At 69.2% G+C, this 19,733-nt stretch carries 14 protein-coding genes; 7 read left to right on the top strand and 7 right to left on the bottom strand.

Annotation, left to right across the window (positions count from 1 at the left end; genetic code table 11):
- Position 1 precedes the first annotated feature (1 nt).
- The 6 genes from COA07_RS09725 to COA07_RS09750 all read right to left on the bottom strand — a co-directional run bounded on the left by COA07_RS09725 (position 2) and on the right by COA07_RS09750 (position 6,182).
- Positions 2–2,095, bottom strand: a complete 2,094-nt coding sequence (locus COA07_RS09725; RefSeq protein WP_066707588.1) for an acyltransferase family protein — start codon at positions 2,093–2,095, stop codon at positions 2–4.
- A gap of 1 nt (position 2,096) precedes the next feature.
- On the bottom strand, positions 2,097–2,954 hold the full coding sequence (rfbD, locus tag COA07_RS09730; RefSeq protein WP_066707585.1) for a dTDP-4-dehydrorhamnose reductase: 858 nt from the start codon (positions 2,952–2,954) through the stop codon (positions 2,097–2,099).
- On the bottom strand, positions 2,951–3,496 hold the full coding sequence (gene rfbC / locus COA07_RS09735; RefSeq protein WP_066707582.1) for a dTDP-4-dehydrorhamnose 3,5-epimerase: 546 nt from the start codon (positions 3,494–3,496) through the stop codon (positions 2,951–2,953). Before rfbC ends, rfbD begins: the two co-directional genes overlap by 4 nt.
- The gene (gene rfbA / locus COA07_RS09740; protein ID WP_066707601.1) at positions 3,493–4,377 is read right to left on the bottom strand and encodes a glucose-1-phosphate thymidylyltransferase RfbA; all 885 of its coding nucleotides are present in this window, start codon (positions 4,375–4,377) and stop codon (positions 3,493–3,495) included. The genes rfbC and rfbA overlap by 4 nt, the downstream gene beginning before the upstream one ends.
- Positions 4,378–4,557: 180 nt before the next feature.
- Positions 4,558–5,748: a hypothetical protein gene (locus tag COA07_RS09745; RefSeq protein ID WP_066707580.1), complete on the bottom strand. Its 1,191-nt coding sequence runs from the start codon at positions 5,746–5,748 to the stop codon at positions 4,558–4,560.
- Positions 5,745–6,182 (bottom strand): hypothetical protein, encoded by a 438-nt coding sequence (locus COA07_RS09750; protein ID WP_066707578.1) that lies wholly within the window; start codon positions 6,180–6,182, stop codon positions 5,745–5,747. The genes COA07_RS09745 and COA07_RS09750 overlap by 4 nt, the downstream gene beginning before the upstream one ends.
- Positions 6,183–6,417: 235 nt before the next feature.
- On the opposite strand from COA07_RS09750, the gene COA07_RS09755 reads away from it, so the two are divergent.
- The 3 genes from COA07_RS09755 (at position 6,418) to COA07_RS09765 (ending at position 14,504) form a co-directional block, all read left to right on the top strand.
- Positions 6,418–11,241 carry a cadherin domain-containing protein gene (locus COA07_RS09755; RefSeq protein ID WP_066707569.1) on the top strand — a complete coding sequence of 1,608 codons (4,824 nt, stop codon included), beginning with the start codon at positions 6,418–6,420 and terminating at the stop codon, positions 11,239–11,241.
- A gap of 138 nt (positions 11,242–11,379) precedes the next feature.
- The gene (locus tag COA07_RS09760; RefSeq protein ID WP_066707567.1) at positions 11,380–13,149 is read left to right on the top strand and encodes a type I secretion system permease/ATPase; all 1,770 of its coding nucleotides are present in this window, start codon (positions 11,380–11,382) and stop codon (positions 13,147–13,149) included.
- Positions 13,146–14,504, top strand: a complete 1,359-nt coding sequence (locus COA07_RS09765; RefSeq protein WP_083956713.1) for an HlyD family type I secretion periplasmic adaptor subunit — start codon at positions 13,146–13,148, stop codon at positions 14,502–14,504. The genes COA07_RS09760 and COA07_RS09765 overlap by 4 nt, the downstream gene beginning before the upstream one ends.
- Before the next feature lie 91 nt (positions 14,505–14,595).
- Here COA07_RS09765 and COA07_RS09770 read toward each other — a convergent pair whose 3' ends face one another.
- Entirely contained in the window at positions 14,596–15,897 is a 1,302-nt protein-coding gene (locus COA07_RS09770; RefSeq protein WP_066707563.1) for a sugar transferase, read from the bottom strand.
- A 617-nt stretch (positions 15,898–16,514) separates the two neighbouring features.
- Here COA07_RS09770 and COA07_RS09775 point away from each other — a divergent pair.
- From COA07_RS09775 to COA07_RS09790, 4 genes are all read left to right on the top strand, one after another.
- The gene (locus COA07_RS09775) at positions 16,515–16,973 is read left to right on the top strand and encodes a PilZ domain-containing protein (RefSeq protein ID WP_066707561.1); all 459 of its coding nucleotides are present in this window, start codon (positions 16,515–16,517) and stop codon (positions 16,971–16,973) included.
- Between the two features lie 143 nt (positions 16,974–17,116).
- A complete protein-coding gene (locus COA07_RS09780; RefSeq protein ID WP_066707558.1) occupies positions 17,117–18,418 on the top strand; it encodes a UDP-glucose dehydrogenase family protein in 1,302 nt (433 codons plus the stop codon).
- A gap of 34 nt (positions 18,419–18,452) precedes the next feature.
- Positions 18,453–19,424: an SDR family NAD(P)-dependent oxidoreductase gene (locus COA07_RS09785; RefSeq protein ID WP_066707555.1), complete on the top strand. Its 972-nt coding sequence runs from the start codon at positions 18,453–18,455 to the stop codon at positions 19,422–19,424.
- On the top strand, positions 19,421–19,733 hold a 313-nt coding region (locus COA07_RS09790; protein WP_169924231.1), incomplete at its 3' end, for a sugar phosphate nucleotidyltransferase. The genes COA07_RS09785 and COA07_RS09790, both read left to right, overlap by 4 nt.

Here is a 19,733-nt window from a genome sequence, read left to right on the forward strand (position 1 = left end):
GTTACTCCTGTGGGCGTGTCGCGGCCGGCGGGGCCGGGCGGCTGTCGTTGGGGGTGGGAGGGGTGGGCGTAGCGGCCAGTTCGCGGCGCAGCAGCGGCACCAGCCGCTCGTTCCCCGCGCCGCTCAGGTGATCGGTGTCGAAATACAGCGGCTTGCCGTCGAGATAGGCCGGGCAAACCGCCCCGGCGCACAACCCCGGCAGCGGATCCCACAGCCGCACCCCCGGCACCGCCGCCGCGATCCGCGCCAGCGCGGCGCGCGCGAAGGCGGAGCGGCGCAGCACGGTCGCGCGGTCGACGCGGTCGCCATGCGCGCAATAGGCGCTGCTGCGGTTGAACCAGTCGGCGCAACGGAACGCGGCGGTCGGCATCGTCGGCTTCGGCCCTTCCAGCACCACCGCCAGCCCGGCGGCGCGCCACCGGCGCAACCGCGCGATCGCATCGGCGCGCAATTGCGCCTCGACGGCGGCATCGCGGCGGGCGGGGGCGGGGACGTCGCCCCAGATGTCGCGTTCGCGCGGGGTGTAATAGGCCGATACCAGCAACGTATCGCCCGGACGCATCGCCTGTTGCAGCGCGCCGACGGCGGCGGCATCGAAGGCGGTGCAGGCCGGGGTCACGTCATCGGGCAGGATCGGCAGCAGCTTGCACCCGCCCTTGGTCATGACCGTAACCGGGCGACGATCCTGCGCGGCGATCGTCGCGGCCAGGCGGATATAGGCGCCGGCATGCGAATCGCCGATGATGAACAGGCGCGCTTCGCTCGCGAGCGGGCAGGCGGGCGTCAGCGTAACGCGCGTGCCGCCCGCTACGGTGACCGCCTCCTGCCGCACCGCGCACCCCGATGCGCCCGGCCGCGCGACATAGGGGCTCCAGATCGCGGCATCGTTGGACGCGGCAAGGCCGACGCGCGGCTTGGCCACCATCGCGCCCAGCACCACCGCGCCGATCAGCGCCCCCGCCACGCCATAGGCGGCAAAGAAACGCAGCGGCGGCAGGCGGTTCAGCAGCCCGCTATAGCGCAACGGCCGCTCGACCAGCCGGTAGCTGAGGATCGCCAGCAGCAGCATTGCGGCGCCCGCGATCGCTTTCAGCGCGATGGTGTCCAGCCCGACCGTCCAGCGCATCAGGACGATGACGCCCCAATGCCACAGGTATAGCGAGTAGCTGATGAGGCCGATCGCGGTCAGCAGGCGCCACGACAGCAGTCGCGCCGCCCAGCCGTCTCCGCGCTGCCACGCCAGCAGCAGCAGCACCGCGGTCGCCGCGCACGGTAGCAGCGCGCCGGGGTAGGGAAAGGCACGCGGCGAGGTGGCGACGAAGGCATAGCCGAGCGCCAGCACCGCCGCGCCCGCGACCAGGCTCTCCACTGCACGATGCCGCGCCAACGTCGCCCCCGCGCGGTGGGCGGCGCCGTCATGGTAACGCAGCAGGAACCCCAGCCCCAATTCCCAGAAGCGCGCCGGCAGCATGTAGAAGGCGGCGGCGGGCGCCCGCGCGGTCAGTACCACCGCGCAGGCGAGCGAGGCGATGCACGCCGCCCACATCAGCGCCACCGCCAGCCCGCGTCGCGGGCCGAGCGCGCGGATCAGCAGGAAATAGGAGAACAGCGGGAAGATGAGGTAATATTGCTCCTCGACCGCCAGCGACCAGGTATGGGTGAAGGTATTGAACTCGGTCGCCGCGGCGAAATAATCGCCCGATTTCCACAGCAGCACGAAATTGCTGGCGCCGAACAGCGATGCGGCGCCGGTGATCTCGATGAAGCGGCTGACCTCCGCGGTGGGGATGAACAGCACCCCCAGGATGCCGATCGCCAGCACATAGACGAAGATCGCCGGCAGGATGCGCAGGAAGCGTCGCCGGTAGAACCACAGGAAATAGCCGCGGAACGATGCGGCACGCGCGCCGATCACCGAATGGGCGACGACGAAGCCCGAGATGACGAAGAACACGTCGACACCCACGAAGCCGCCCGGCAGCCAGGCGGCGTCGAGGTGGAACAGGACGACCGACAGGACGGCCAGCGCCCGCAGGCCGCCGATCGCGTCGATATGACCGACGGCGGCGCGGGCCGGGCGCTCGCCGGCGGTCATCTCAGCCTTCCCCCGCGATCGCGGCGATCATCGTGCGCAGGTTCGCGCGCCAATGCGGGGTGGGGCCGCCCAGTGCGGCGAAGGTGCTGGTCTTGTCGAGCACCGAATAATGCGGGCGTACCGCGGGCGTCGGATAGTCGGCAGTCGCGATCGGCACGACGGGCACGGCGCGGTCGAGCAGGCCGGCGGCCAGCGCCTCCTCCTGGATCGCGACGGCGAAATCGTACCAGCTGGCGGCGCCCGCATCGGTGTAATGATGCGTGCCGGTCACGCCCTTGCCGGCCAGCGTCCACAACGCGGCAGCGAGGCCGGGGGCATAGGTGGGGGTGCCGATCTGGTCGGCGACGACGCGCACTTCGGGCCGTTCGGCCATCACGCGCAGCATCGTGCGCACGAAATTGCCGCCGGTCGGCGCATAGACCCAGGCGGTGCGCACGATCAGCGCGTCGGCGCCCGCCAGTCGCTCGCCCGCCAGCTTGGTGCGGCCATAGGCGCTGAGCGGCGCGGTCGGCGCGTCGGGGGCGTAGGGAACGCCCGCGCGCCCGTCGAACACGAAGTCGGTGGAAACGTGGACGAAGCGGGCGCCGTGCGCGCGCGCCGCGTCCGCCAGGATGCCGGTCGCGGTCGCGTTGACGGCATGGGCCGCGTCCTCGTCGCTTTCCGCCTTGTCGACCGCGGTATAGGCGGCAGCGTTGAGGATGACGTCCGGCCGCTCCGCCGCGACCAGCGCGTCCACTGCCGCGCGATCGGTGATGTCGAGCGTGTCGCGGTCGTGCAGGATCAGCGTGGTGCCCGCGGGTGCGCTGGCGGCCAGGCCCCGGCCCAGCTGGCCGTGCGCGCCGGTGATCAGCGCCTTCATGCGAAGCCCTCGATCTCGACCAGCGGCTTGCCGACCTTGTCCTTGCCCGACAGCTGCGGCTCGATCCCCTCCAGCGGCCATTCGATGCCCAGCGCGGGGTCGTTCCACAGCAGCGAATGTTCCGCCGACGGATCGTAGAGCGCGGTGCATTTGTAGAGGAAGTCGGTGCCGTCCTCCAGGCTGACGAAACCGTGCGCGAACCCCGCCGGCACCCAGAACATGCGCTTGTTCGCCGCCGACAGTTCCACGCCCACCCATTTGCCGAAATGCGGCGAGGACCGGCGCACGTCGACCGCCACGTCCCACACGCGCCCGGCCGCGACGCGGACCAGCTTGCCCTGCGGGTTGGGGTTCTGGAAATGCAGCCCGCGCAGCACGCCGCGCGCCGAGCGGCTGTGGTTGTCCTGCACGAACGCCACGTCCAGCCCGATCGCGCGGAAGGTGTCCGCGTTCCAGCTTTCCATGAAGAAGCCGCGGTCGTCGCCGAACACCTTCGGCTCCAGGATCAGCGGCCCCGGGATCGCCGTCTCGATCACGTTCATGCGCGCGCCCCCCGGCCCTGCAGCAGCCCCAGCAGATATTCGCCATAGCCGCTCTTGCGCAGCGGCGCGGCCAGCCGTTCGAGCTGCGCGTCGTCGATGAACCCGCGGCGCCAGGAGATCTCCTCGGGGCAGCAGATCTTCAGCCCCTGCCGGTCCTCGGTGATCTGGACGTATTGCGCGGCGTCGAGCAGCGAGGCGTGCGTGCCGGTATCGAGCCAGGCATAGCCGCGGCCCATGATCTCGACCGACAGCTTGCCGGCCTCCAGGTACAGGCGGTTGAGGTCGGTGATCTCCAGCTCGCCGCGCGGTGACGGCTTCAGGTCGCGCGCCAGCTCCACCGCCTTGCCGTCGTAGAAATACAGCCCGGTGACCGCATAGTTCGACTTGGGCACCGGCGGCTTTTCCTCGATCGTCTCGGCCCGCCCCTCGGCATCGAAGGAGACGACGCCGTAAGCGGTCGCGTCCTTCACGTAATAGCCGAACACGGTCGCGCCGTCGTCGCGCGTGCTGGCGCGGTTCAGCAGGTCGACCAGACCGTGGCCGTAGAAGATGTTGTCGCCCAGCACGAGCGCGGAGGGCGAATCGCCGACGAAATCGGCGCCGATGTGATAGGCCTGCGCCAGCCCGGCCGGTTCGGGCTGGACCGCATAGTGGAGCGCGATGCCCAGCTCGCTACCGTCGCCCAGCAGCGCCTGGAACGCCGCCTGGTCGTGCGGGGTGGTGATGAGCATGATCTCGCGGATGCCCGACAGCAGCAGCGTCGACAGCGGATAATAGATCATCGGCTTGTCGTAGACGGGCATCAGCTGCTTGGAGACGCCCTTGGTCAGGGGATACAGGCGCGTGCCCGAACCGCCCGCCAGAATGATGCCCTTGCGCACTACGATCACCTCATACCCAGTATGAAGGCTCTCTAGGCGGTTGATGCGGCGCAAACAACGCCTGCGCGCGTCGGTTTTGTGCAATGCAGCGTCATTGGGAGACGATGCGCGCCGCGGCTGCGACATATCGCGGTGTGGCGGCCCCCGTGACCGGAAGCCGCCACCGAATCGCCTGTCGCCCTAGCGCGCGATCGGGCGCAGCCAGGTGGTGACCGCGGCGGCGAGATGCCCGCCCGCCGCCACCGCGCCGCGCGCGTTGAGGTGGATATTGTCCTGCCCGCTGTCCTTGGCGAAATGCGCGCCGCCCGCCGCCATGTCCCCGGTCGATCCCATCAGCTGGTACAGGTTCGGGCCGAGCCGGATCTGCGCCGTCGAAAAGCCCCCGCCGCCGGTCAGGAAGGCATAGGAGGACGACAGCGCCGCCGTCAGCGTGTCGTAGCCCGCGACGTTGTTGCCGCTGGGGTTGTAGGCGGACAAGCCGAGATGCACCGTATAGCCGCGGTTGGCGAAGAAGGACGCGATGCTGTTGATCGCGCCCTGATACTGGCCGCTGCTAAGGGCGGTGTCCGACTGGCCGTTGCACAGGATCACGATCCGTTCGCGCGCGGTGCGCACCCGGGCCATCTCCTCGTGACAGCGGCGCAGGATGCCGAACGGGTCGAACCCCGCACGCGTTTCGGTGCACGCGCCCGCGCCATAGGTGAAGCCGAGGTATACGGTCGATGCGCTGACGCAGGTCCACACCACCGATCCGTCCGCCACGGTGCCGCCCACCGTTGCGCCGGAAAAGTCGGGGGCGGTCGCCGCGGTCGCCTGGCTGCCGACTTCGCGGATGAAGTCCAGATTCTGGTTCACGCCGCTATCGCCCGGCAGGAACGTCCCCTGGTGGAACGCATAGGCGCGCCGCCCGGTCGTGCACACGAACAGCTTGCCCGCCGCCACCCCGTAATCGCCGGCATGGCCACGGTCGCCCGGCACGTCCGCGGTCCGCTGCTGCCGGACGCCCTGCGATCGCCATGTGGCGATGTCCAGCACCTGCCCGGCGGCGTCGCGCAGCATCGACATGCTGCCGATCGAGGCGTTGACGATCTGCGGGTCGTAGCCGGCGTCGAACAGATCGTCGTACAGCCGGAAATGATAGCCCCCGGTCAGTGCCCCGGCCGGCCCCACCGGATAGCGGATCGCCGGATTGCGCAGGCTGGCGTAGGCGTTGGGCCAAGCGGTGCGTGATGCCACTCCGGCGATCGCCTCGGTGGGCGATACCTGTCCGCGCTCGTTCGACTGGCCCAGCACCGCCAGCGCGATCGGCACGCGCGGCCGCTCGGTCCACGCGCGGGCCGCCAGCCCTCGCGCAACGACGTCGGCGCTCATTGCGTCACCCGATAAGACAGCGTGCCCGAGGTGATTGCGATGTCGAGGTAATAGGTCGCGCCCGCGACGCTTTCCTCCGCCACCGGTTCGTTGCAATTGCCCTGGAAACTGCCCCAGCTGCCGCCGCCGACCGTCATCGGCAGCCGCGTGGCGCCGCCGTCGGTCGACCGCAGCAGCTTGACCGTGCCCGCCCACGTTCCCGTCAGCGTCAGCCACACCGGGCGCCCCAGCGCGGGCGCGAACGGGCCGGCCAGCGTGGCGGCGGACGCGGTGCCCGCCACCGGAATGCTCGTCGCCGCGCCCTGCCACGCGACCGGGGTGACCGGCAGCGGGTGATCGGGATCGACCGCGGTCGCCCCGGTGCCGATCGCGCCGAAACTGATCCCCGATGCCGGCACGAAACCCGCCGGCGCCTCGATTGATGCCATCGCCATCGCACGTATCTCCTGTTGTTCGCTATATGTTCTTAATCGCGATCGGGCGATGTAGGACAGGGGCAGGATCGTGGAGGGCAACCGTGCGGGCGTGCGGCGGCACGTATCGACCTTTGTCGCAGCGGGTCTAACGGTGGCTTAACCACCCCCCACAGCCCTTTGGTAAATCCATAAAACTAAACGGAACTTCATCACGGTCGACCGCGCGATCGTGGGTTTACGGGAAGCTTGTCTGGTGGCGATCACGCATAATCTGTCGATCAAGGTGTCGGGGACCGAAGCATCGGGAAGGCCGGCATTTTCGGTGTTCGTCAACGGGGTGGCCGTCGCCACCAACGTGGAGGTCGGCGCCGACTATCGCCTGGGGCAATGGAATACCTTCACCTTCTCGTATCAGAGCGATTCGGCGAACGACGACATCCGCATCGTCTACGCCAACGACTATCACGATTCGGCAACGGGGCAGGATCGTAACCTCTACATCAACGAGCTGGCGCTCGACGGGCGCACGTTCCAGGCCGCGCTGGCGACGGGGGCGAACCCGCACCTGGGCTATCAGGCCGGGCTGACGTCGGCGGCGCTGTTCTCGAACGGATCGCTGTCCTTTTCGACATCGCAGTTCATGTCGACCACGCCGGCGGCGCTGCAATATCTGGGCATCGCCTATTCGGGGGCGGAATTCACCACCAACCAGCTGGCCGACTGGCACCTGCCGGTGGTGTTCCCGACCGACGCGAACCTCGATTATTACGCCAGCAAGGGCATGAACATCCTGCGCCTGCCGATCCTGTGGGAGCAGTTGCAGCCCACCAAGGGCGGCGCGTTCGACCAGGCGTATATCGACCGGATCACCCACGTCATCGATTATGCCGCGACCAAGGGCATGACGATCGTCGTCGACGTCCACAATTTCGGCCGCGCCTATGGCGAGCTGATCGGTGGGCCGGTGGTCACCAATGCCGATTTCGCGGCGATGTGGGGGGCGCTGGCCGGTGCGCTGAAGGATCGCGGCAACGTCATGCTCGGGCTGATGAACGAGCCGAACGAGCAGACCCCGGCCGACTGGCTGGTATCGGCCAATGCCGCGATCGCGGCGGTCCGCGCGGCGGGCGCGGCGCAGACGATCCTGGTCGCCGGTTCGGCATGGGATGGCGCGTACAACTGGCTGACCAGCGGCAATGCCGCCACGATCGGCAAGGGCGTGGTCGACCCGCTCAACAAATATGCGTTCGAGGTGCACCAGTATCTCGACCTCACCGCCTCGGGCGGGGTCGCGACGCCGGTCAGCGCCGACATCGGCGTGCAGCGGCTGCAGGCGATCACGCAATGGGCGTTGCAGAACAACCAGAAGCTGTTCCTGGGCGAATTCGGCGTCGGCACCGACGCGACCAGCCTGTCCGCGTTGGACAAGATGCTGACCTACATGGCGCAGCATGCCGATGCGTGGCTGGGCGGCACGTATTGGGCGGCGGGCAACAACAACTATTTCTCGATCGACCCGGTGGGCGGCAGCGACCGGCCGCAGATGAACCTGCTGGAGAAATACGCGCCGGCCCCGATCACCGCGATCGAGAATGCCACCGCGGTCACCTATACCTCCGGCAACACGACCTATTACGCCGACGGCTCGGTCGAGGTGCGCTCGTTCCTGTCCGACGGCACGCTGCGCGGCAAGACGATCACGCACGTCAACGGGTCGAAGGAGATGTACGCGCTCAACATCGCCGGGCAGGCCTATACCACCGAATACAGCACCTTCGATGCGAAGGGGGCGCTGATCTCGCTGACCCGCACCCAGGCGGACGGCAAGATGGTGTTCGCCAAGACGGTCAATACCTCGCTGGGGCGTACGACGTCGGACCAGTACAACACAGCCGGCCTGCTGACGACGCGCACGATCGAACAGCCCGGCGTGGTCGAAACCAAGAACTACGCCGCCGACGGCTTCACGCTCATGCGCCACATCGTCCAGCAGACGGGCGGGCTGAAGGATGTGTGGATCTACGGCATCACCGGCCAGACCTATACCCAGGCGCATGAGCAATATGCCGCCAACGGCACGCTCACCTCGCTGACGCGGATGCGCGCCGACAACAGCCTGGTCTTCACCAAGACGGTGGACCTGGCGACCGGCGCGGTCGCCACCGGATCGTACAGCACCACCGGCGTGCTGACGTCGATGCTGATCGTCCAGGGCGGGGAAACGACGCAGAAGACCTATGCCGCCGATGGCGCGACGGTGACGCGCAGCATCATGAACCATGCCGACGGGTCGAAGGACGTGTGGTATTACGGGCAGACCGACCCGAACTACCGCACCGTCCACGAAACGTACAACACCGCCGGCGCGATGGTGTCGGTCGAGCGGCTGCGCGCCGACGGCAGCCTGTATTATTCGCGTGACGTGCTGACCGACGGAAAGGTCGTTACCGTCACGAACAGCTATACCTCGGGCGGGCAGTTGACCACGTCAGTGATCGGCCGGTCGGACGGCAGCATCACGACGAAGACCTTCGCCAGCGACGGTATCGCGCTGTTGCAGGACGTGACCGTTGCCGCCGATGGCGCGCGCGAGGTGCATCTGTACGGCGTCACGGGCGCCGCCTACGCCGCCACCGGCGGGACGAAGGCGGACGTGCTGGTCGGCGGTGCGGGGAACGATACGCTGACCGGCGGGGGCGGGAACGACACGCTGACCGGTGGTGCGGGCGTCGACACGTTCGTGTTCGCGCGCGGATCGGGCAACGACACGATCACCGATTTCGGCCGCAACGGCGATGCGGACAAGCTGGACCTGTCGGCCTATCTCAACGCCGGGCTGCGCCCGACCGTCGCGGCCAGCGGATCGGATACGCTGCTGACCTTCACCACCGGGGAGACGATCCGACTGACCGCGGTGGATCCGGCGCGGCTGACCGCGACCACCACCGGCTACACCTTCACCGCGCCGGTCGCCTCGAAGCCGATCACGCTGCCGGGCGTCATCGATTCGGCGCTGGGCGCGGTGGACAGCGTGGTCGGCGGGATCGTCACCACCCCCGTCGCCATGGCGCTCGACCTGCGATCGCAGAATGCGGGGCAGGCGTGGAGCTTCACCTCCGCCGCCGGGGTCAACCGCTTCGAGGTGCGCGCGGGCGATCACTGGTGGGGCGACGGCACCGCCGCGAAGGAACGCAGCGAAACCTATGCCACCGCCAAGCTGGACCTGGGCAAGACCTATCACCTGACCTTCGACGTGATGGTGGAGGCGGGCGCCAAGAACACCGCCTCGTGGATGACGCTGATGCAGCTCCAGTCCACGTTCGACCCCGGCGACGCGCCGCACAGCCCGCCGTTCGCGCTGGAAATGGTCGGCGACAAGATGCGCATCGTGACGCGCAGCAGCGCGACGTCGATCATGGCGGTGGACGATTCGGTCTATCAGCGCCACTTCACCGACACGGCCGACATCACCCGCGGCAAATGGTATGCGTTCGACGTCACGATCAAGTTCCTGCCCGGCGGGGACGGGCGCCTGACGGTGGTGCGCGACGGGGTGACGATCGTCGACTATACCGGGCCGCTGGGCTTCCAGGATGCGGTCGGCCCCTATCTGAAGCAGGGCGTGTATCGCGCCGAGGCGCCGGAGACGATCGCGGTCAATTACCGCAACACCGCGCTGGAACTGGTGCCCAACAGCACCGCGCCGGCCCCGTCCGCGCCGTCCAACCTGACGCTGTCGGTGGCCGACGTGGCCGAAAACGGCGCGCCTGGCGCGCTGGTCGGCACCGCGGCGGCGACCGACGCGCAGGGACGCGCGATCAGCTATTCGCTGGTCGACAGCGCCGGCGGGCTGTTCGCGATCGACCCGCAGACGGGCAAGATCGTCACCGCCAGGACGCTCGACTACGAAACGCAGAAGGCCCATTCGATCACCGTGCGCGCCACCGGCAGCAACGGGCTGTTCGTGGACAAGGCGGTCACCGTCGGCGTCATCGACGTCAACGAGGCGCCGGTGAGCGTGACGCTGGCGGGCGGCAAGGTGGCGGAGAATCTGGCCGCGGGCGCGATCGTCGGCACCGTGTCGGCGATCGACCCGGAGGCGGGGCGCCTGTCGTACTCGCTGGTCGGCGCGAACGGGATGCCGTTTGCGATCGACACGCGCACCGGCGTCATCACCACCACCGCGCCGCTCGATTACGAAACGCGCAGCAGCTACGCGCTGTCGGTACGCGCGACCGACATCGGCGGGCTGACCACCGACAAGGCGGTGACGATCGGCGTCACCGACGTGAACGAGGCGCCGGCCAACCTGACGCTGACCGGCGGGACCGTGACGGAGAACCTTGCCGCCGGCACGATCGTGGGAACGGCGCGCGCGGTGGACCCGGACGGCGACACGCTGTCCTACTCGCTGGTCGGCGCCGGCGGGCTGCCGTTCGCGATCGACGCGCGCACCGGGGTCATCACCACTACCGCGCCGCTCGATTACGAGGCGCGCAACGCCTATTCGCTGACGGTCCGCGCCAGCGATCCGGCCGGGCTGAAGGTCGACAAGGTGGTGTCGATCGGCGTCACCGACGTCAACGAGGCGCCGGTCGACCTGGCGCTGACCGGGGGCAAGGTGGCGGAAAACCTGGCGCCCGGCGCCCTGGTGGGGGTGGCGCGCGCCAGCGATCCGGAAGGGCTGGCGCTGAATTATTCGCTGGTCAACGCCAAGGGGATGCCGTTCGCGATCGACGCGCGTACCGGGGTCATCACCACCACCGCCGCGCTCGATTACGAAGGGAAGAGCAGCTACGCGCTGACCATCCGCGCGACCGATGCGGGCGGGCTGACGGTGGACAAGGCGGTGACGATCGGGGTGATCGACATGCCCGAACTGCCCAAGGGCTGGGTATCGTTCAATGCCTCGCGTGAGCCGGCGCCGGACCGCAGCGGGCTGACCGATGCGCACTCGCTGGGCGGCGGCACCGGCATGGTGGCCGATGCGCACGGCGACTATACGTTCGTCGTGCCGGACCATCCCGACGGCCTGATCAAGCTGGGCGCGGACTATTTCGATCCGCACGTGATCTAACGACAAATATCGGGGAACGCGGGACAAAAGCGGGGCTGGTCAACGCTTCGCTAACCAATCCGGCCTAGCGTGTACGCACGCGCAGCCGGTGCGTGTCACGAGGTTCCCCCCATGTCGTCGATCGCCTCCCCCCGTTCCATGCGCGGCAGCGCGGACCCGATTCGCCGCGCGTTCGCGCGCTGTCGCCCGCACCTGGCGGGGGCGGCGGCGTTCAGCGCGCTGGGCAACCTGCTGTACCTCACCCCGTCGCTGTTCATGCTGCAGGTGTACGACCGGGTGGTGCCCAGCGGCAGCATCCCGACGCTGGTGGCGCTGGGGCTGCTGACGCTGGCCGGGCTGGCGGCGCTGGCGGCGTTCGAATGGCTGCGCTCGCGGGTGCTGATCCGCGCCAGCGCGGCGCTGGAGGCGACGCTGGCGCGTGACACGCTGGCGGTGGCGATGAACCGCCCCGATCTGTCGCGGGTCCAGCGCGCCGAGGCAATGCGCGATTTCGACACCGTGCGCCAGGGGATCGGCAGCCCCGGCGTGCTGGCGGCGATGGATGCGCCGTGGACGCCGATCTACATCCTGGTCGCCTTCCTGCTGCACCCCGCGCTGGGGCTGATGATGATCGTCGCGGGCGCCATCCTGCTGGCGCTCGCCTGGACGAACGAGGCGATGACCGCATCGCCGATGAAGCGCGCGGGCGAGGCGGTGAGCATCGCCTATGCCCGGCAGAATCACGCCGCCGCTTTTGCCGCTGAAGCGCGCGCGCTGGGCATGGTGCAGTCGCTGTCATGGCGGCAGGCGGGCGAGCGCGGCGCGGCCAATGCGCTTCAGCTGGAGGCCAGCTTCGCGGGCAGCGCGCATGGCAGCATCATCAAGTTCTTCCGCCTGGCGGTCCAGTCCGGGTCGCTGGCGCTGGGTGCGGTGCTGGTGATCGAGGGCAGCCTGTCGGCCGGGTCGATGATCGCCGCGTCGCTGCTGATGTCGCGCGCGCTGGCGCCGATCGAGCAGGCGGTCGGCAGCTGGCGCACGATCGTGTCGCTGCGCGCCGCCTATCGCCGGCTGAGCGGCCTGTTCGACGGAGCGCCGGTGCGCGAGCACACCGCGCTGCCCGCACCGACGGGCGCGGTGCAGGTCGAACAGCTGACGGTGTGTGCGCCGCTGACCGGGCGCGTGCTGCTGAGCGAGATCGGCTTCGCGGTGGAACCGGGGACGATCGTCGGGATCGTCGGGCACAGCGGCGCGGGCAAGTCGACGCTGCTGCGCGCGATCGCGGGCGCGGTGGCGCCGCAGGCGGGGCACGTCCGCTTCGACGGCACGTCGCGCGCCGATTGGGATGCCGAGCGGCTGGCCGAGCATGTCGGCTTCGTCCCGCAGGATTCGATCCTGTTCCCCGGCACCGTGAAGGAGAATATCACCCGTTTCCGCCGCCCCAACGACGCGCAGGAGGCGATGCGGCTGGACGCGGCGGCGATCGCGGCGGCGCAGGCGATCGGCGCGCACGACATGATCGCGCGGCTGCCGCAAGGGTATGACACGCTGCTCGACATCGGCGGTACCGGGCTGTCGGCGGGGCAGGCGCAGCAGGTGGCGATCGCGCGCGCGCTGTTCGGCGATCCGGCGGTGCTGGTGCTGGACGAACCGACCGCGCATCTGGACGCGGAGGCGCAGCGCGCCTTCGCCGCGCTGCTGGTGCGGATGCGCGAGGCGCGGCGGACCGTGCTGTTCGCGACGCACAGCACCGATGTGCTGGCCGGTGCCGACATGCTGCTGGTGCTGGAGGCGGGCCGCATCGCGCAATTCGGGCCGATCGCGGGGGCGGGGGGAGATCCCGGCTCCGGCCCCGGTTCCGGTCAGCGCCCCGCCAGCTTCATTTCCGCCATCACCCCGGCATCCTATCGCCCCCGGAAGGCCAACGCATGAGCATGTCCGCCACCTTCGACCGGTTCGCGTTGCCCGATGGCGATCGTACCGCGATCCATGATCCGCGCCGCGAGCTGCGCTGGGGCGCGGCGCTCGCCGGGCTGCTGGTGCTGGGGTTCGGCGGCTGGGCGGTCGCCACGCGGCTGGATGCGGCGGTGGTCAGCGGCGGCGTGGTGCGGCTGACCGACGCGCGGCAGGTGGTGCAGGCGCCGGCGGCGGGGATCATCTCGTCGCTGGACGTGCGCAACGGGATGCGCGTGCGCGCCGGGCAGCAGCTGGTCGCCTTCACCGCCAGCGAGGCGCTGGCGCAGGAGCGGTCGCTGGCGGCCCGTACATTCGGATTGCAGGCCGAAATCGCGCGGATCGAGACCGAATTGCGCGGCGGGTCCCGAGTCGCGATGCCCGCGACGCTCGGTGCGTCCTCTGACGCCGACCGCGCATTGGCGGCGGCGGCGCTGGCGAGCGAGCAGGCGCAGCTGGACGCGCAGCGCGCGCTGGAGGGGGCGCAGGCCGCGGTCCTGCGCGACCGGCGCGTGCAGGTGGGCCACCAGATCGACGGTTATCGCCAGCGGCTCGGCTCCACGCAGCGCCAGCGGGCGCTGAATGCGAGCGAGCTGGACGCGTATCGCGGCCTTCTGGCGCGCGGACTGGCGACGCGCGAGCGGGTGCTGAACCTGGAACGCTCCGCCGCGGCGCTGGACGGCGATCAGGGCGAGACGGTTGCGGAGATGGCGCGGCTGCGCAATCAGGCGGGCGAGGCGCAGTTGCAGCTGACCCAGCTGCGCAGCGAGCGGGCGAACCAGAATGCCGAGCGGCTGCGCACGGCGCAGAACGATCTGGCGGCGGTGCTGCCGCAATGGCAGGCGGCGCGCGACCAGCTGCGGCGCACCGTGGTGCGGGCGCCGTTCGCGGGCACCGTCACCGCGTTGCAGCCCGCGATGGCGGGATCGGTGGTACCCGCGGGCGCGCGGCTGCTGGAACTGGTCCCCGCCCGCGACGCGATCGTCGTGGAGGCGAAGGTATCGGCGACCGATGCGATGGAGCTGACGCAGGGGCAGGCCGCCGAGGTGCGCGCCGCCGGTTCGCGCGGCCGGCTGGCCCCGCCGCTGCATGGCACGGTCGAGCGCGTGTCCGCCGACAGTATCGAGGACGAGCGCACCGGGCAGGTGTTCTACACCGCCGCGATCCGGCTGGCCCCGGCCGAGGTGCAGCGGATGCGCCGCGACGGCACCGCCGGGGCGCTGCGTGCAGGTACGCCGGTCGAGGTGATGATCCCGACCAAGGCGCGCAGCGCGCTGGATTATCTGGTCGGCCCGCTGCTGGCGCGGTTGTCGAAGACGTTTGCGGAGCAGTGAGGGGCGGGGCCGGAGCCCGTTAGCGGGCCACCGGCATGACGGAGTGGGGCTTGGCAGACGTGCCGACCACCTCCCGGAGTATCGCCGCGGTCTAGAAGGCGTTGCGGTGGACGACCACGCGCAGCGTCGCGAAGATGATCGAGATGTCGCGCCAGATGCTCCAGCCGTTGAGATATTCCAGATCGGCCTGGAGGCGGTTGGTCAGATCCTCGCGCCGGTGGGTCGCGCCGCGGAAGCCGCGCACCTGCGCCAGCCCGGTCAGCCCCGGCTTGCACGCATGGCGGTGCCAGTAGCGGTTGTCGATTTCCCAGAACAATTGCGTGCCGGCCAGCGAACCCAGCGCGTGCGGGCGCGGGCCGACCAGGCTCATCGATCCGAACACGACGTTGAACAGCTGCGGCAGCTCGTCGATGCTGGTGCTGCGGATGAAGCGGCCGACGCGGGTCACGCGGCTGTCGCTGCGCCCGGCGGAGACATTGCCGTCGGCATCGCATTCGGCGACGTGCATGCTGCGGAACTTCAGGATTTCGAAGAAGGCGTTGCCGCGCCCGACGCGGCGCTGGCGGAAAAACACCGGGCCGCGGCTGTCCAGCTTCACCGCCAGCGCGGTCAGCAGCAGCACCGGCGCCAGTGCGATCAGCGCGGGGATGCACAATGCCAGGTCGAACAGCCGCTTCGTCACCCGCTGGCTGAGCGTCAGCGGGCCGCTGGCGACCAGCAGGGTGGGGTGATGCGCGACCGCGCTGATGCCGAACGCGCCGAACGACCCGATGTCGTCGACCATCACCTCGCCCAGGACGTTGGCGCCCTTCAGCATCATCGCCCAGTCGGCCCGCGCCTCCGGTTCGCAGACGATCACCACGCGGTCCATGTCGCGCACCAGTTCGCCGAAGCGATGCAGCGCGGCCGGATCGGTCAGGTCGGGCGTGATGCCGGTCGTTTCCGCGTCGATCTGGATCATCCGGTCGGGCACATGGGTGTGCGCGCGGTCGAAGATGACCATTTCCGCCAACAGCCGGTCGTTGAGGTGGCGGCGGATATAGCTGCCCACGGCGATGCGGAAGCCGCCCAGCAACAGCGCGGAGGCGACCATCGTGGTCAGCAGCATCGAGCGCGGGATGAACTGTTCGCTGCGGATGAAATAGACCAGCAGGAACAGCGCCGCGAAACTGAACGCGAGCGAGCGCAGTGCGATCGAGACGCCGCCGCTGCCGCGGCGCAGCGTGCTGATCGCGAAGGCGCGCGAATTGAGCGCGGTACCGGCGTAGATCGGCAGCGTGACCGCGAGCAGCGCCACCAGTGCGGACGGATCCGGTTTCACGAACCACGCCACCAGGATGCCGAGCATGATCGCCGCCAGGTCGCCGAGCACGACCGACAGCGCCAGATGCACGCGAAGCGTCCGCGACGGAGCGCCGCGGAACAGCAGGCCTGATGACAGGGATGGCTCAGCGATCAATCGCTGCACACCATCATTCACGCGCTTCTCCCCCGACTTTCCGACCGGAACCGATTGTCCCGATACATCGTCGCCTGCGGGCGCGGACTATAGGCAGACATCTGCAGGAAGCAACGGCCATGGCGGCCGCAACGATCGGCACGGCCGTCAGGCGCGCCGGAACGGCCCCGGCGCGGGACGCGCCGAGCGGCCGGCGATCAGATCAGCGCGACGATGATCGCCGCCCAGCACAACAAACCGGTCGCCAGCGAGCCACCGAAGCCGAGCAGCGCCGATGCGGAAACCACGTCATCGGCATGGGCAAATTCGATCATTCATCCTCTCCGTGCGCCGTTCTGTGTCATTCTGACACGGCGCTTGCACAACTGGTCCCAAATCGGCGGGTTTCATGCAAGCGTAAAATTGGAAAAAAAGATCGTTTCGGGTATCGGGTATGGTCTGGCCGATGATTTTCCGGCCGAATCTTTTTCACGCCGCGCCCGCCGTGAGCGGTTTGTAAACCTTCGACGGTGCATCCTGTCGCCCTTGGAACCGGGGATGGGACGACGCTGATGGATATGGCTGCTCGGCGCCTGGCCGATTCGCACGATCGTCGCGGCGCGCTGCGCGGCGAACTGGGCCGTCCGGGAACGATCCGCCTGGATGACGGCAGCGCGATCGAGACGCTGCTGGTCGACCTGACCCGCGACGGTTGCCGGCTGCGCACCGCCGCGACGATCGCGCCGGGTACGGCGTTCAGCATCGGCATCGCGCATGTCGGGCTGACCCGCGCGCGGGTCGCCTGGCACGGGCCGGAGGGCTATGGCTGCGAATTCGACGCGCCGCTGCCCGCGGGCGCGGTGAGCGCCGCGTTCGGTGGCAGCAATGTCGAGGCATTCCCCAATGCCGGCCTGTTTGCCGCGCCGTCGCAGGGCGTTCAAAAATGGAGCCCGCGCGCGCGCCTGCTGCTGCTGGCCGCGGGGGTTCCCGCGCTGTGGGCGACGCTGGGGCTTTTCTGGTTTCTGGTCTGACGTTCCACCCTCTCGGCCTGTCCCTCTGCGGCGCGCGCGACGCTTGATTCCCGACCGGATCAGGCTAAGTCGCGAGCGCCGCGATCGTTTTGCGCCGCACCACGTGCGGGCGGCCTGACGGATCACAAAAGAGGGAGACGTTCGTGAAGATCGCCATGATCGGGTCCGGCTATGTCGGATTGGTGTCCGGTGCCTGTTTCGCCGATTTCGGGCACGACGTGGTCTGCGTCGACAAGGACGCGAGCAAGATCGAGCGGCTGCTGGACGGCGTGATGCCGATCTACGAGCCGGGGCTGGACGAACTGGTCGCGCGCAACGTGCAGTCCGGGCGGCTGCGCTTCACGACCGATCTGGCCGATGGCGTGGCGGGCGCCGATGCGATCTTCATCGCGGTGGGCACGCCCTCGCGCCGCGGCGACGGCCATGCCGACCTCACCTACGTCCACGCCGCCGCCAAGGAAATCGGCGAGGCGCTGACCGGCTATGCGGTGGTCGTCACCAAGTCGACCGTGCCGGTCGGCACCGGCGACGAGGTGGAGCGGATCATCCGCGAGGCCGCGCCGCAGGCGCAGTTCGGTGTCGTCTCCAACCCCGAATTCCTGCGCGAAGGCGCCGCGATCGACGATTTCAAGCGCCCCGACCGGATCGTGATCGGCTCGGAGGACGACCGCGCGACCGAGGTGATGCGGCAGGTGTACCGCCCGCTGTACCTCAACGCCGCGCCGATCCTGGTCACGCGCCGCCGCACCGCGGAGCTGATCAAATATGCCGGCAACGCGTTCCTGGCGACCAAGATCACCTTCATCAACGAGATCGCCGACCTGTGCGAGAAGGTCGGCGCCGACGTGAAGGACGTCAGCCGCGGCATCGGCCTCGACAATCGCATCGGGTCGAAGTTCCTGCACGCCGGCCCCGGCTATGGCGGGTCGTGCTTCCCCAAGGATACGCTGGCGCTGCTCAAGACCAGCCAGGATTACGACGCGCCGCAGCGCATCGTCGAGGCGGTGGTGGCGGTCAACGACACCCGCAAGCGCGCGATGGGCCGCAAGATCATCGCCGCGATGGGCGGCGACGTGCGCGGCAAGACCGTCGCGGTGCTGGGGCTGACGTTCAAGCCGAACACCGACGACATGCGCGATTCGCCCGCGATCGCGGTGATCCAGACGCTGCAGGATGCCGGCGCGACGGTGAAGGCGTACGATCCCGAGGGAGTCGAGCAGGCCAGGAAGGTGCTCGACAATGTCGATTATTGCGACGGGCCGTACAGCGCGATCGAGGGCGCCGACGCGCTGGCGATCGTGACCGAATGGGACGAATTCCGCGCGCTGGACCTGGCGCGGGTGAAGTCGCTGCTGACGTCGCCGGTGCTGGTCGATTTGCGCAACATCTACGTCCCCGACGAAGTGCGCGCCGCCGGGTTCGATTACACCAGCATCGGGCGCTGAACATGACGCGCGCCGGGGACGGGGAAGCGACGCGATGACCATCCTCGTCACCGGCGCGGCCGGCTTCATCGGCCATGCCGTCGCGCACCGCCTGCTGGACCGCGGCGACAGCGTGATCGGGATCGACAATTTCAACGATTATTACGATCCCGCGCTGAAGGAGGCGCGCGCCGCCAGCTTCGCCGACCGGCCGGCGATGCGGATGGTGCGCGGCGATATCGCCGATGCCGATCTGGTCGCGGCGCTGGTGCGCGACCATGGCGTTAAGCGGATCGTCCACCTCGCCGCGCAGGCGGGGGTGCGCTACAGCATCGACAATCCCTTCGCCTATGAACGGTCGAACCTGGCGGGGCATCTGTCGTTGCTGGAGGCGAGCCGCCATGCGCCGGGGTTCGAGCATCTGGTCTATGCCTCGTCCAGCTCGGTCTATGGCGACCGGCCGCTGAACGGCGGCGGGTTCAGCGAGGACGATGCCGCGGTGAACCCGGTGTCGCTCTATGCCGCGACCAAGCGCGCGTGCGAGCTGATGAGCGATGCCTATGCCACGCTCTACAAATTCCCGCAGACCGGACTGCGCTTCTTCACCGTCTACGGCCCGTGGGGGCGGCCGGACATGGCAATCTTCGGCTTCACGCGGAAGATCCTGTCGGGCGAGCCGATCGAGGTCTATGGCGAGGGGAAGATGGCGCGCGACTTCACCTTCATCGACGATATCGTCGACGGGGTGGTGGGGGCGCTTGACCACCCGCCCGCGCGCGGCGCGCACCGCGTCCTCAACATCGGCGACAGCCACCCGGTCGGGCTGATGGACATGATCGGCACGCTGGAGGCGGCGCTGGGCCGCACCGCGATCAAGCACATGCGCCCGATGCAGCCCGGCGACGTCACCGCCACCTTCGCCGACGTGGCGAAGCTGCACGCGCTGACCGGCTATCAGCCGAAGGTGATGCTGCGCGAGGGGATCGGGCGGTTCGTCCACTGGTATCGGGAGTTCTACGGCACATGACGCAGATCGTTCCGGTGATCCTGTCGGGCGGATCGGGGACGCGGCTGTGGCCGCTGTCGCGGGCGGAGAAGCCCAAGCAGTTCCTGTCGCTGACCGCGGCGGAAACGATGCTGCAGCTGACGGCGGCGCGCACGCAGGGTGACGGCTTCGCCGCGCCGGTGGTGGTCGCCAATGCCGCGCACGCGGACGAGGTGGAGGCGCAGCTGGCGGCGGCGGGCGCGACGCCGCAGGCGCTGGTGCTGGAGCCGGTCGGGCGCAACACCGCGCCGGCGATCGCGCTGGCGGCGCTGGCGACCGATCCGCACGCGG

It is taken from the genome of Sphingomonas adhaesiva (genome assembly GCF_002374855.1).
GTDB classification, from domain to species: domain Bacteria; phylum Pseudomonadota; class Alphaproteobacteria; order Sphingomonadales; family Sphingomonadaceae; genus Sphingomonas; species Sphingomonas adhaesiva.

What these genes read in the sequence shown, in the direction of transcription:
- COA07_RS09725 (WP_066707588.1), bottom strand. Translation starts at nt 2,095, where the DNA reads ATGACCGCCGGCGAGCGCCCGGCCCGCGCCGCCGTCGGTCATATCGAC.
- rfbD (WP_066707585.1), bottom strand. Translation starts at nt 2,954, where the DNA reads ATGAAGGCGCTGATCACCGGCGCGCACGGCCAGCTGGGCCGGGGCCTG.
- rfbC (WP_066707582.1), bottom strand. Translation starts at nt 3,496, where the DNA reads ATGAACGTGATCGAGACGGCGATCCCGGGGCCGCTGATCCTGGAGCCG.
- COA07_RS09745 (WP_066707580.1), bottom strand. Translation starts at nt 5,748, where the DNA reads ATGAGCGCCGACGTCGTTGCGCGAGGGCTGGCGGCCCGCGCGTGGACC.
- COA07_RS09750 (WP_066707578.1), bottom strand. Translation starts at nt 6,182, where the DNA reads ATGGCGATGGCATCAATCGAGGCGCCGGCGGGTTTCGTGCCGGCATCG.
- COA07_RS09760 (WP_066707567.1), top strand. Translation starts at nt 11,380, where the DNA reads ATGCGCGGCAGCGCGGACCCGATTCGCCGCGCGTTCGCGCGCTGTCGC.
- COA07_RS09765 (WP_083956713.1), top strand. Translation starts at nt 13,146, where the DNA reads ATGAGCATGTCCGCCACCTTCGACCGGTTCGCGTTGCCCGATGGCGAT.
- COA07_RS09775 (WP_066707561.1), top strand. Translation starts at nt 16,515, where the DNA reads ATGGATATGGCTGCTCGGCGCCTGGCCGATTCGCACGATCGTCGCGGC.
- COA07_RS09785 (WP_066707555.1), top strand. Translation starts at nt 18,453, where the DNA reads ATGACCATCCTCGTCACCGGCGCGGCCGGCTTCATCGGCCATGCCGTC.